Below are 12,233 nucleotides of genomic sequence, written 5' to 3'. Positions count from 1 at the left end.
AAATACAAAATACCCATCAAACGCGTGATGCATGTGTTTGATGGGTATTTTGCATATCTTTGTGAATAAATCAGGATTTACTATATTTGATGAGAAAAATATGATAATATGAAAAGGTATGTAAGAAATCGATAAAAAGATTAAAACTTTTGTGAAAATGGAGCGTATTTGTGATGAGTAAAATTTTAATTATTGAAGATGAAGAGAATCTTGCCCGCTTCGTAGAATTGGAATTAAAACATGAAGGATATTCAGTTGATATCAAGCTTGATGGCCGTTCCGGACTCGAAGCCGCTATTACAACTGATTATGATGTAATTTTATTAGACTTGATGTTGCCTGAATTAAATGGTTTGGAAGTGGCCCGCCGAGTTCGTGAAGTTAAAAATACACCAATCGTAATGATGACTGCACGTGATTCCGTGATTGATCGAGTATCTGGCTTAGATCACGGTGCCGATGATTATATCGTTAAACCATTTGCGATTGAAGAATTATTGGCTCGTGTTCGCGCATTATTGCGTCGTATCAACATTGAAGACGAAAATAGCAATGGAAAAACTACTCAAACAATCGTGCGTTATCGTGACTTGGCTGTTGAAAAAGAAAACCGTATCGTTCATCGTGGTGATGAAGTAATCAACTTAACTAAACGCGAATACGATTTATTACTTCTTTTAATGGAAAACATTGATAAAGTGATGTCGCGTAGTTTATTACTGGAAACTGTTTGGGGCGCAGACTCAAAAGTTGAAACCAACGTGGTTGATGTTTATGTGCGTTATATCCGTAATAAGATAGACAAAGAAGGCACCGAAAACAGTTACATTCAAACCGTTCGTGGAACTGGTTATGTAATGCGTTCAAAATAACGATTTTTGGGGTTTTTGAATATTGGAAAATGCAACTAAATCAAATAAAAGAGAATATCGTTTATCATTAAAAGTTAAATGGGCACTGGGGACCGCGCTTGGCGCACTGGTCATCTTTGCTAGTTTAACTTTTGTTTTATTTAACGCGTTCACAGACAACTTACTTGATCAAGAAAAAAGCGCAATGAACCGTTCATTGGTCAATGTTGAAAAAAAGTTAAGTCAAAATTCAACTGACTTAAGCACACAAGCAGTAGCTAAACAAATCGGTGATAGCCAGTCAATGGAAACTAGTCGAAAAATCACACAGGATTTGAGTACTTCGAATACGGTGATTGCGGTCTTTGATCCAGACGGCAAAGAAATATATTCAACAGGGACGATTGATAAAAAGTTTAAGCCAGTCAAAAAGCAACAAGTAAGTTTGGCTGGTAAACATTTTGCACGACGATTGTTTGGGGTTGAACCAGTTATTTCAAGTAAAACCAATAAAACGATTGGGTATGTCTATATTGAAAATTCGCTGACGGCATTTTATCGGATTTTCCAACGCTTACTGATTATTTCCGCTTTAACGTTGGTCTTAATGGTCATAGCCAGTGGCTTACTCGGTTACTGTTTGTCGTATTTCTTGTTGCGACCAATTGATGATATTCATGATACGTTGGTAGCAATTCGAGACGATCCAACTGCTGATAATCGGGTGCCTAAATTATATCGACACGATGAACTTGGCGATTTGGCTCTGATGTTTAATGAAATGATGGACCGGATGCAGCGGTACATGGACCAACAATCACAATTTGTGGGGGACGTGTCACACGAATTGCGGACGCCGGTTGCAATTATTCAAGGGCACATGGAGCTACTTAATCGGTGGGGAAAAGACGATCCCAAAGTGTTAGCGGAATCCATTGATGCTTCATTGAAAGAAACTAAGCGAATGCAAGATTTGGTCCAAGAAATGTTGGATTTGAGTCGTGCGGAACAAGTTGAAACGAATTTTAAAGACGAAAAAACGGAAGTTGGCGAAGTTGTTCATCAAGTCTTTAATAATTTTAAAATGATTCATCCGGACTTCTTGTTCATCATGGATGATGACTTGAAGGATCGAATTGTTTCACCAATCTATCGAGATCATTTAGAACAAATCCTGATTATTTTGTCTGATAACGCGGTGAAGTATTCAACCGACCGCAAAGAAATTCATATTTCATTGTCACGGACTTTGAATCGTGTTGAAATTGGAGTTCAAGATTTTGGTGAAGGTATTTCGAAAGAAGATATGGCTAAAGTCTTTGACCGGTTCTACCGAGTTGATAAGGCTCGTAGTCGTAAAAAAGGTGGTAATGGACTGGGATTAGCCATTGCAAAACGCTTAGTCGAAGGCTATGGCGGAGAAATGACCTTGGAAAGTTCAGCCGGATACGGCTCGCTATTTAAGGTCACCTTACCAATTGTCGATGAAGATATTAAAACCTTAGACGATTAACTAGCCAAGCCAAATATAGATACTAAAAAAGCTGTCCTTCAAAACTATGAGTTTTGAAAGGCAGCTTTTAAAATACCAATTTATTTATGATGTTGCTGTTTACCAGCATTCCGGTTTTGTTTCTTAGCTGGTTGATTATTTTTTGGAGCAATTTTGGTTGGTGATTCAATAATTGGTTTTACCACTTTTTTCTTCTTTAGGAAATTTTTCTTTAATTCAGCTTCAATATCACGTTTAATCTTAGGACGATAAAGGTTGATAATGATTGTTTGAATGATGGCAAAGATACCACCGATAAAGAAGTAAAGTCCTAATCCGGCAGATGAAATCATGGCCATATATCCAAGCATAATTGGGCTGACGAACATCATCATGCGCATTTGCTTCTTTTGGGCTTCAGGAATTCCAAGTGTTGATAGATAGCCTTGGATTAGGTAAGCCACAAATGAAAGAATAGCTAGGATAATACTTGGAGAACCAAGTTTAATGCCGTAGAACATCGCGTTAGATAAGTGAGAGTAACGAATGGCTGCGTATAAGGCGGCAAAGACGGGCATTTGAATCAATATTGGTAAGCATCCAATTCCACCGGTCATGCTAATACCATTATCTTTATAAAGAGCCATCATTTCTTGACTGATAGCGGCTTTTTCTTCAGGTGTTGTCGCAGTCTTTTGACGTTCTTGGATATCGCGCATTTCAGGTCCAACCATACCCATTTTTTCTTGTTGAATGGTTGATTTACGCATTTGGCTAATCATAATTGGTAGCAAAATCATTCGAACGACGAATGTAATGATAATAATTGCCCAACCGTATGAATAAGGGCCACCAAAGAAATTAGCAATCCATTCCATTAAGTGTTGTGTAGGCTTGGCGAGATATTCGTAAGTCATCCCATAAGGATTACCATTCTTGTCTTGGCGAACACAACCGCTTAAAGTAAGTGCTAGGACCGATATTATCGCAATTAGCGATATTTTTTTATTTCTCATTTTAATAAATCAATTCCTTTTTCTTCATATTAGTTTCACAAACATAGGATAATATACCACGGAACAAGTCCTCAACGCCACTAACTTTTTCAAACTTTATCTGATTTGAAAGTCGATAAATGATTGAAGGGGCTGATTGACCACATCAACATATTCGACTGAAGCCAGTGGAGTAGGGCCGTTTTGTACCCTTTTGGTGAATTCTGCAATCATTGAGGTTGGACCTTCTGCTTCTATATATACATCCCCATTAGGTAAATTTTTAACAAAACCTTTAATATTCAACCGTTGAGCCAGTGACGCGACTGACCAGCGGAAACCGACATGTTGAACTCGTCCCGTCACAGTTATTTTAATAGATTCCATGTTAAGACCTCCGTTATGACCCTTGTCATGGTATAATAGCACAATTGGAGTGAATAAATTTGGAAAACATATCATCGACACAAAACCAAAAAGTAAAAAACTGGACAAAGCTCGCCACAAAGAAGCAAAGAACTCGCGAAGGCAGCTATCTTTTAGATGGTTGGCACTTAGTACAAGAAGCACTTAATTATGATGCACCAATTAAAGCAATTATGGTGACACAAGAACAGTTTGATTTGCATAATCAAGATTTTAAAGACATCGACGAAATCTATATCGTCACGTTTGAAGTTATGCAACATATCACTGATACAGTGACACCACAAGGAATTGCTGCTGAAGTTGGGATTCCTGTTGCATATACCGAAGTACCAAATGAATTGTCTGGCACCTGGTTATTAATGGATGAAGTTCAAGATCCAGGTAACATAGGTACCATGATTCGGACCGCAGATGCTGCCGGCTTCACTGGTGTTGTTGCTGGTAATAAAACGGCTGACATTTTTTCACCAAAAGTAGTTCGTGCAATGCAAGGTAGTCAATTCCATATTGACGTTAAGCAAGGTTCAACTTTGGATTGGATTGATATGCTACATGCTGAAGGAATTCCGGTTTACGGAACTGAATTAAACAAAGATGCAGTGGATTATCGTGAAATTGAAAAAAGTGATAGTTTCGCATTAATTATGGGTAATGAAGGCAATGGCGTTCAACCGGCAGTCTTAGAACGGACTTCCAAGAACCTGTATATTCCAATTGCTGGGAAAGCAGAATCGTTGAATGTCGCTGTTTCAGCCGGGATACTAATGTTTGAATTAAAGAAATAATTTGAGCGTTATAGTTTACTTTTATTTAGTAAGCATGTATCATACCTTTGAATTAATAAAAAGGAGAACTAAATGAAGAAAAATGCATGGCAACATGATAGTGAATATGTAGAATTGATTAGCGATTTAATCGACACTGATGAGGTTCAAAAATTAGCTACTTATACCCATCATCACAACTCAGACCGGTTGCAACATTCTCTATCAGTTTCATTTGATAGTTATCGGATTGCGAAAAAGTTACATTTAGATTATCGTAGCGTTGCTCGTGCAGGTTTACTTCACGATCTTTTTTACTACGACTGGAGAACCACTAAATTTGATTTAGGTTCTCATGCTTTTATTCATCCCCGGGTGGCTTTACGTAACGCTGAAAAGCTCACACCTTTGAATGACATGGAAAAGGATATCATCTTGAAGCATATGTTTGGCGCAACCTTAGCCTTACCAAAATATCGTGAAAGTTTGCTGGTTTCATTAGTGGATGATTACGAAGCTGAACGTGAATTCTTTGCACCAATGCGTGCTCGTGTAGAATTATGGTTGAAAGTTCGGACTACTTTATAATATAATAGTCGAATAAGTTAAATGATTGGAGGGGTTAACGTGGATCAAGTAATGAGCGATACAACAGAAAAATTAGCACTTTGTCCTAAGTTTGAAGAAACATTTGTCATTCTTGGTAAAAAATGGAATGGTTTAATTGTCGAGCTACTTTTGAAAGAAAACGTCTTGAGATTTAAAGATTTCGTTGCCGGAATCGGTAAATGTAGTGATCGTGTTTTAGTTGAACGATTGCGTGAACTTGAGAGTGAAGGAATCGTTACGCGAAACACGCATCCCGGTTCAGTCTCAAAAGTTGACTATTCATTGACCGGGAAAGGTCTAGCTCTCAAACCCGTTATGGAAGCTGTTCATAACTGGGGCGACGAATGGATTGATTAGTTAATTATTGCTTTAATGTCACACGTATTAAAAACGTTGATGGAAGTTAGTAGCAAATGTATTTGGTTAGGAAGTTCTTATCAAGACTGAAAGTAAGAACCTGAATCATTTCCGAATTTCACTTCCGTAGTTGATACTTAATCGTACTCCGGTTAATCACCGTTACCGATTTCTAAGTGTATAGCATGTTGCTATAAACTAGGGTGGTACCGCGATACTTCGTCCCTTTTCAGGGGCGGAGTTTTTTTATTTTGAAAAAGGAGAGTTCAAATGGGATTACAAGATAAGTTAAATGATTTACTGCAACAAGGACTGAAGCAAGTCGAAGAAAGTGTTAATCTCGAATCGATTAATGATGTACGAGTAAAAATGTTAGGTAAAAAAGGCCCAATCACCGAAGTGTTACGTGGTATGCGTGATTTGAGTGCTGAAGAACGTCCCAAAGTTGGTCAATTTGCTAATGAAGTTCGTGATCAATTAACCAATGCAATTGATGAACAAAGAGCCAAACTTGAAAATGCAAAGTTAAATGACCAATTAAAAAAAGAAGCGATTGATGTAACTTTACCGGGTAACAGTGTTGCTCAAGGTCAACCGCATGTGATTCAACAAATTATTGATGAATTAGTCGATCTATTTATTGGGATGGGATATGTCGTTGCTGAAGGCAGTGAAGTTGAAGAAGATCGTTATAACTTCGAAATGCTAAATTTACCTAAGGACCATCCAGCTCGTGATATGCAGGACACTTTCTATGTGACCCCAGAAATTTTGATGAGAACTCAAACTTCACCTATGCAAGCGCGGACGTTGGAAACACATGACTTTAGCAAGGGACCACTTAAAATGGTTTCCCCTGGGAAAGTTTATCGTCGTGATACCGATGATGCCACCCATAGTCACCAATTCCATCAAGTGGAGGGCTTGGTTATCGGGAAGCACATTACGATGGCTGATTTAAAAGGAACCCTAGAAGTCGTGGCGCAAGATTTATTCGGCGATGAATTAGAAGTTCGTTTGCGTCCTAGTTACTTCCCATTTACGGAACCATCAGTTGAAGCAGATATTACTTGCTTTAATTGCCATGGTAAAGGTTGTGCTATCTGCAAATATACTGGATGGATTGAAGTGCTCGGTGCCGGTATGACTCATCCTAATGTACTTAAAATGGCCGGTGTGGATCCAGAGGAATATGGTGGATTTGCATTTGGTCTTGGACCAGATCGTTTTGCAATGCTCAAATATGGTGTGAATGATATCCGTGATTTCTACCAAAATGATGTACGTTTCTTAACGCAATTTGATCAGAAGGGATAATTAAAACAAATGAAAGTTTCTTATAAATGGCTTCAAGAATATTTGGATATTGACGTAAAACCCAAAGATTTAGCAGAAAAATTAGCACGGACATCGGTTGATATTAATGATGTCTATTCACCCAGTGATGGTTTAACCAAGCTCGTTGTTGGTTATGTAACTAGCCTTAAGCCACATCCAGATTCAGATCATTTAGCAATTTGCCAAGTTAATATTGGTGAAGCTGAAGATGTTCAAATCGTATGTGGCGCACCTAATATTGCTGCCAATCATAATGTGATTGTAGCTTTACCAGGCGCACGGATTGGCAATAATATTAAAATTAAGCGCAGCAAAATGCGTGGTGAACTTTCTGAAGGGATGATTTGTGCACTTCAAGAAATTGGTTTTACCGAAAAAGTTGCACCCAAAGCTTATGACGAAGGTATTTGGTTCCTACCTGAAGAAGCTAAACCAGGGGAATCTATTTTTCCATATTTAGGTATGGATGATGTAATTATCGATACTGATATCACACCTAATCGTGGTGATATGTTCAGCATGCGCGGTAACGTGAATGATATTGCGGCTTTTTATGATTTAAAACCACATTTTACTGAGAAAAAAGTAGTTGAAAATAGTGATGAACAAACATCAGATTTAATTAGTGCTGCCATTCCAAATCCAGAAATTGCTCCAACGTATAAATTACGAGTAATTAAAGATGTTCAAATTGCTGACAGCCCATTATGGCTTCAAATTAAATTATGGAATGCTGGGATCCGTCCAATTAATAATGTGGTTGACGTTACCAACTATATTTTAATTAAATATGGTCAACCATTGCACAGCTTTGATTACAATAAATTACCTAGTCATGATATTAGTGTCCGTCATGCTCATCAGGGCGAAGAATTTGTTACGTTAGATAAAGATACCCGTGAGTTGATTGCGGAAGATATCGTGGTAACTGCAGGTGATAAGCCTGTTGCCTTGGCAGGAACAATGGGTGGGTTAGAAACCGCCATTTCTGATGACACCACTGCGGTGACTTTGGAATCTGCTATTTTTGATTCAATCTTGGTTCGTAAACAAGCCCGCCGCTTAGACTTACACAGTGAATCATCTACCCGGTTTGAACGAGGCATTGATCCAGCAACAGTTGAAACTGCAGTTGATGAAGCTGCCCAAATGATTGCCGAATTAGCTCATGGGACAGTAACCACTGGTATTGTGACCGGTTCAGAAACGAAACCTAAACCAGTGATTGTCAAAGTGACTCTGGCTCGGATTAATCATGTGTTGGGGACTTCATTAGTGGCTCAAGACGTAACCGACATCTTCAACCGATTAGCCTTTGTCAGTGAATTTAACGGAGATACCTTCACCGTTGACGTACCAACTCGTCGTTGGGATGTAAACATTGAGGCCGATTTGTTAGAAGAAATTGCTCGAATCTTTGGTTATGATAATATTCCATCTACTTTACCTGCTCAAACTAACAATGTGGGTGGATTGGATGCGGAACAAAAATTAATTCGTTCATCACGTCATGTCTTGGAAGGTTTAGGCTTAAACCAAGCCATCAGTTACTCATTGACAACAATTGAGAAGGCACAGCAATTCCAAATTACGAATGGTGGCACGCCGATGGTCTTGGATTATCCAATGAGTCAAGATCACGTAGCTACTCGGATGAACTTAATTAGTGGATTACTAATTGATGTGGCGTATAACGTTGCTCGTTCACAAGAAAACATTGCATTGTACGAACAAGGTCGAACATTTGTACCAGTTGCAGCTGATCAACGTCCAACTGAAGAAGAACATATTGCCGGTGTTGTGACGGGTAAATTGTTAACTGATACTTGGCATGATAAGACCGAGGCAGTTGATTTTTACCAGATTAAAGGTATCGTTGAACAATTCTTACAAAATATGGCGCTAACTGGCAATGTCACTTTTGTGGCTAATACGGCTCGCAAAGAAATGCATCCTGGACGGACAGCAGATATTTTCTTAGATGATCAAATTATCGGTTACGTTGGAGAAATTCATCCTAACACGGCCAAAGAATATAAGATTCCTGAAAGTTATGTGTTTGAATTAAACCTAGAACCAATTATCGCTAATGATAAGATTGCGCGTCATTATCAAGAAATTAGTAAATACCCATCAATTACTCGTGATATTGCGATGTTAGTCAACGACTACATTACCAATCAAGAAATTGTGTCGTTGATTCAAGACAAGGGTGGGGCTTTCTTAACTGACGTGACTCTATTTGATGTTTATCAAGGTACCCATGTCCCAGAAGGTAAAAAATCACTTGCCTATTCATTAACGTATCAAGACAAAAATGAAACTTTAGTTGAAGACAAAGTTAATCAAGCATTTGATAAAGTGACCGCAAAATTAATCGAAGAATTCGATATTACGGTGCGTTAATTATTAAAGATTGGTTTACAAATTGTGAATCAGTCTTTTTTATTTTATAATGGGGCGTGCAATCAAATTTGAGATAATATTTTAATTCAAAACTAATTGGTGGGGTGGAGTTAAGTGAGTCGGTTTAAAGAAAAAAAGAAGAGTAAAAAGTACGGGTGGATTATCGCACTGGTCGTCTTAATTGTCGTCGTTATTGGTGGAGCTAAATTTTATATTAGTGATTCAATGAAGGCCGTTGATTCGAAAAACTCGAAATCAGTGGAAGTTTATATCAAGTCTGGATCTTCTAATGACCAGATTATTAAAACTTTACAAAAAAAGAATTTAATTAAAAGCTCAATTGTTTTTAAATACTATGCTAAAAGTAATGTCAAAACCGGTTTTAAAGCTGGCTACTACTCATTGAATAAATCAATGAATGTGAAAACAATTGCCAAGAACCTTGAAAAAGGTGGAAGTGCAACTCCTGTTTCTAGGGTTGGCAAGTTAGTTGTTCAAGAAGGGGCGACCGCGGATCAAATCGCGACCGCAGTTCAAAAATCGACTAAATATTCTTCAAAAGAATTTATGGCGTTGATTCAAGACCAATCTTTCTTAGACGAATTAGCCAAGGAATATCCTGATTTATTGGGTTCTGCAATGTCAGCAACTGATGTGCGTTACAAGTTGGAAGGATATCTATTCCCAGCAACTTATGACACTAAGAATGTGACAAGCCTAAAAGCTTTAGTTACACAAATGGTAGCCACGACCAACACGCAGTTGAGTCCTTACTTTGCCACAATCAAGAGTAAGGGGTATTCTGTCCAAGAAGTCATGACCTTAGCTTCATTAGTTGAGCGTGAAGGGGTTACTAACACCGATCGCAAAAAGATTGCCGGAGTGTTCTTCAATCGAATCGACAAGGACATGCCCTTGCAATCGGATATTTCTGTCATGTATGCGTTAAATACTCACAAAAAAAATCTAACTTATGCTGATTTGAAAGTTGATTCACCATACAATTTGTATGTCGAAAAGGGTTATGGACCTGGACCATTCAATAGTCCTAGCTTACAATCAATTTTGGCAGTGCTAAATCCTTCAGACCGTAGTAAAAATTATTTGTATTTTATTGCGAACATGAAGACGGGGAAGGTTTACTATGCTAAAACCTATGCCCAACATCAGAAGTTAACTGACAAGCTGGCTGACTATAATAAATAACCTGGAGTGTAATTTTGACAAAGAGAAAACAACCAATCATTATTGGCGTTACTGGCGGCTCTGGAAGTGGTAAAACTTCTGTAAGTCAGGCGATTTATGAGCAAATGGCTGGTAAGTCAATTATGATGTTACAACAAGACACATACTACAATGATCAATCAGATATGACGATGGAAGAACGTAAACAAGTTAATTATGACCATCCATTGGCCTTTGACACAGAGCGTTTAATTGCCGATTTAACCAAATTGCGTAACTTTGAAACGATTGAAATGCCAGTTTATAATTATGCAGAATTTAATCGTTCCAAAGAAACGATTCGGACAGAAGCCAAAGATGTTATTATTCTTGAAGGTATCATGATTCTGGATGACGCGAGATTGCGTGATTTAATGGATATTAAGGTTTTTGTTGATACGGATGATGATATTAGAATCATTCGTCGAATTAAACGTGATATGGAAGAACGTGGACGTTCACTGGATTCAATCATTACACAGTACTTAAAAACCGTGAAACCAATGTATCATCAATTTGTTGAGCCATCAAAACGTTATGCAGACATTATTGTGCCAGAAGGCGGAGAAAATAAAGTCGCAATCGATTTATTGAGTACAAAAGTTAATGATATTTTAACGAAACATGGAAAATAATGAGAAAATTACATCTCCTTGTTTACAACGTTATGCCCACGTGGTATTGTATGGCTTGTTAATTAATTATGATGTATAGAGGTGCGAAATGGCAGAAGAAAAAACCTTTCCTATGACATTAGAAGGAAAGAAAAATTTAGAAGAAGAATTAGAAACACTAAAAATGGTCACTAGACCGGAAGTAATTGAAAGAATTAAGATTGCGCGTAGCTTTGGTGATTTATCAGAAAACTCTGAATATGAATCAGCTAAAGATGAACAAGCATTTATTGAAGGACGGATTAGTAGCATTGAACATATGCTATTAAACTTAGAAATTATCGATAACGATTCAATTGATAAAGATGTTGTCTCAGTTGGTCGGACCGTTACCTTCAAAGAATTACCAGACGAAGAAGAAGAAGCATACACTATTGTCGGTGCAACAGAAGCCGATCCAATGTCAGGTAAAATTTCTAATGAATCTCCAATTGCGGCTGCATTATTAGGCCACAAAGTTGATGAAGAAGTGACTATTAAGATTCCTTCTGGTGATATGCACGTTAAAATCACTAAAGTTGAAGAATAACTTACAAAAAAGAAGTCTAATCAAACCGATTAGTACTTCTTTTTTTGCATTCTGTGCTAGAATATATATATTCTATGAAAACGATTACAGAAGGAGAGAGAACATATGCAAATTACAGTGACGAAAGAAGCAAGCAATTGGTTCCACGATGAAATGGGCGTTAAGTCCGGTGAAGGAGTTCGTTTTTTTGGCAAGGTCTACGGTAAAACACCGGTTCATGATGGTTTTTCATTAGGCATGGTCCGTGATGACCGGCCACTTCATCCAAGTTCAAAGACAGAATTTGATGGCGTGCATTACTTTGTCGATCGTCTAGATGAATGGTTCTTTAAGGGCTATGACTTAACTGTCGATTACGATGATAAAACTGACGGTCCTAAGTATGATTACAAAGAAAATGGAGAATTAAAATAGTTTAAATCAAAAAGAATGAAACGCATTAAGCTGCGCTTCATTCTTTTTTGGGTGCGCCCGGCATGGGCGCCAATTAGGTGGTGAAAGTCCACTGTGGGCCGTAGTAGTCGGAACCACTAGCCAAGGACAAGGGTGTCCACTGTGAAGTGGA

Annotated in this window: 13 protein-coding genes; 11 read left to right on the top strand and 2 right to left on the bottom strand. The window is 38.0% G+C overall.

What is annotated here, in order from left to right; translation table 11 throughout:
• The first annotated feature begins 173 nt into the window (after positions 1-173).
• Together FFM59_RS08785 and FFM59_RS08780 are read left to right on the top strand one after the other, a co-directional pair.
• Positions 174-872, top strand: coding sequence for a response regulator transcription factor (locus FFM59_RS08785; protein ID WP_137602669.1), 699 nt, complete (start codon positions 174-176; stop codon positions 870-872).
• A gap of 22 nt (positions 873-894) precedes the next feature.
• Positions 895-2,364 carry a HAMP domain-containing sensor histidine kinase gene (locus FFM59_RS08780; RefSeq protein ID WP_137602668.1) on the top strand — a complete coding sequence of 490 codons (1,470 nt, stop codon included), beginning with the start codon at positions 895-897 and terminating at the stop codon, positions 2,362-2,364.
• An 80-nt stretch (positions 2,365-2,444) separates the two neighbouring features.
• On the opposite strand, the gene yidC is transcribed toward FFM59_RS08780, so the two are convergent.
• Positions 2,445-3,359: a membrane protein insertase YidC gene (gene yidC / locus FFM59_RS08775; RefSeq protein ID WP_137602667.1), complete on the bottom strand. Its 915-nt coding sequence runs from the start codon at positions 3,357-3,359 to the stop codon at positions 2,445-2,447.
• A 96-nt stretch (positions 3,360-3,455) separates the two neighbouring features.
• The gene (locus FFM59_RS08770; protein WP_137602666.1) at positions 3,456-3,725 is read right to left on the bottom strand and encodes an acylphosphatase; all 270 of its coding nucleotides are present in this window, start codon (positions 3,723-3,725) and stop codon (positions 3,456-3,458) included.
• A gap of 59 nt (positions 3,726-3,784) precedes the next feature.
• Between FFM59_RS08770 and FFM59_RS08765 the strand changes: the two genes are divergently transcribed.
• The 9 genes from FFM59_RS08765 to FFM59_RS08725 all read left to right on the top strand — a co-directional run bounded on the left by FFM59_RS08765 (position 3,785) and on the right by FFM59_RS08725 (position 12,082).
• Positions 3,785-4,552: a TrmH family RNA methyltransferase gene (locus FFM59_RS08765; protein ID WP_137602665.1), complete on the top strand. Its 768-nt coding sequence runs from the start codon at positions 3,785-3,787 to the stop codon at positions 4,550-4,552.
• Between the two features lie 72 nt (positions 4,553-4,624).
• Positions 4,625-5,119, top strand: a complete 495-nt coding sequence (locus FFM59_RS08760) for an HD domain-containing protein (protein ID WP_137602664.1) — start codon at positions 4,625-4,627, stop codon at positions 5,117-5,119.
• Between the two features lie 51 nt (positions 5,120-5,170).
• Complete coding sequence (locus tag FFM59_RS08755; RefSeq protein WP_225420336.1) at positions 5,171-5,497, top strand: winged helix-turn-helix transcriptional regulator; 327 nt, start codon at positions 5,171-5,173, stop codon at positions 5,495-5,497.
• Between the two features lie 270 nt (positions 5,498-5,767).
• The gene (gene pheS, locus FFM59_RS08750; RefSeq protein WP_137602662.1) at positions 5,768-6,814 is read left to right on the top strand and encodes a phenylalanine--tRNA ligase subunit alpha; all 1,047 of its coding nucleotides are present in this window, start codon (positions 5,768-5,770) and stop codon (positions 6,812-6,814) included.
• 9 nt (positions 6,815-6,823) lie between these two features.
• On the top strand, positions 6,824-9,241 hold the full coding sequence (gene pheT / locus FFM59_RS08745) for a phenylalanine--tRNA ligase subunit beta (RefSeq protein ID WP_137602661.1): 2,418 nt from the start codon (positions 6,824-6,826) through the stop codon (positions 9,239-9,241).
• A 114-nt stretch (positions 9,242-9,355) separates the two neighbouring features.
• Positions 9,356-10,447, top strand: a complete 1,092-nt coding sequence (mltG, locus tag FFM59_RS08740) for an endolytic transglycosylase MltG (RefSeq protein ID WP_137602660.1) — start codon at positions 9,356-9,358, stop codon at positions 10,445-10,447.
• A 14-nt stretch (positions 10,448-10,461) separates the two neighbouring features.
• Positions 10,462-11,100: a uridine kinase gene (gene udk / locus FFM59_RS08735; RefSeq protein WP_137602659.1), complete on the top strand. Its 639-nt coding sequence runs from the start codon at positions 10,462-10,464 to the stop codon at positions 11,098-11,100.
• A gap of 88 nt (positions 11,101-11,188) precedes the next feature.
• Positions 11,189-11,668: a transcription elongation factor GreA gene (gene greA, locus FFM59_RS08730; protein WP_137602658.1), complete on the top strand. Its 480-nt coding sequence runs from the start codon at positions 11,189-11,191 to the stop codon at positions 11,666-11,668.
• Between the two features lie 105 nt (positions 11,669-11,773).
• Positions 11,774-12,082: a HesB/YadR/YfhF family protein gene (locus FFM59_RS08725; RefSeq protein ID WP_137602657.1), complete on the top strand. Its 309-nt coding sequence runs from the start codon at positions 11,774-11,776 to the stop codon at positions 12,080-12,082.
• Positions 12,083-12,233: the final 151 nt, after the last annotated feature.

Origin of the sequence: Paucilactobacillus nenjiangensis (assembly GCF_005405445.1) — a bacterium.
Lineage (GTDB): Bacteria > Bacillota > Bacilli > Lactobacillales > Lactobacillaceae > Paucilactobacillus > Paucilactobacillus nenjiangensis.
Note: the sequence above shows the minus strand (reverse complement) of the source record. Positions and strands in the feature narration are given on the sequence as shown.

Bases quoted from the DNA above. Each gene is read 5' to 3' on its own strand.
- FFM59_RS08785 (WP_137602669.1), top strand. From the start codon at position 174: ATGAGTAAAATTTTAATTATTGAAGATGAAGAGAATCTTGCCCGCTTC.
- yidC (WP_137602667.1), bottom strand. From the start codon at position 3,359: ATGAGAAATAAAAAAATATCGCTAATTGCGATAATATCGGTCCTAGCA.
- FFM59_RS08770 (WP_137602666.1), bottom strand. From the start codon at position 3,725: ATGGAATCTATTAAAATAACTGTGACGGGACGAGTTCAACATGTCGGT.
- FFM59_RS08760 (WP_137602664.1), top strand. From the start codon at position 4,625: ATGAAGAAAAATGCATGGCAACATGATAGTGAATATGTAGAATTGATT.
- FFM59_RS08755 (WP_225420336.1), top strand. From the start codon at position 5,171: ATGAGCGATACAACAGAAAAATTAGCACTTTGTCCTAAGTTTGAAGAA.
- pheS (WP_137602662.1), top strand. From the start codon at position 5,768: ATGGGATTACAAGATAAGTTAAATGATTTACTGCAACAAGGACTGAAG.
- pheT (WP_137602661.1), top strand. From the start codon at position 6,824: ATGAAAGTTTCTTATAAATGGCTTCAAGAATATTTGGATATTGACGTA.
- greA (WP_137602658.1), top strand. From the start codon at position 11,189: ATGGCAGAAGAAAAAACCTTTCCTATGACATTAGAAGGAAAGAAAAAT.
- FFM59_RS08725 (WP_137602657.1), top strand. From the start codon at position 11,774: ATGCAAATTACAGTGACGAAAGAAGCAAGCAATTGGTTCCACGATGAA.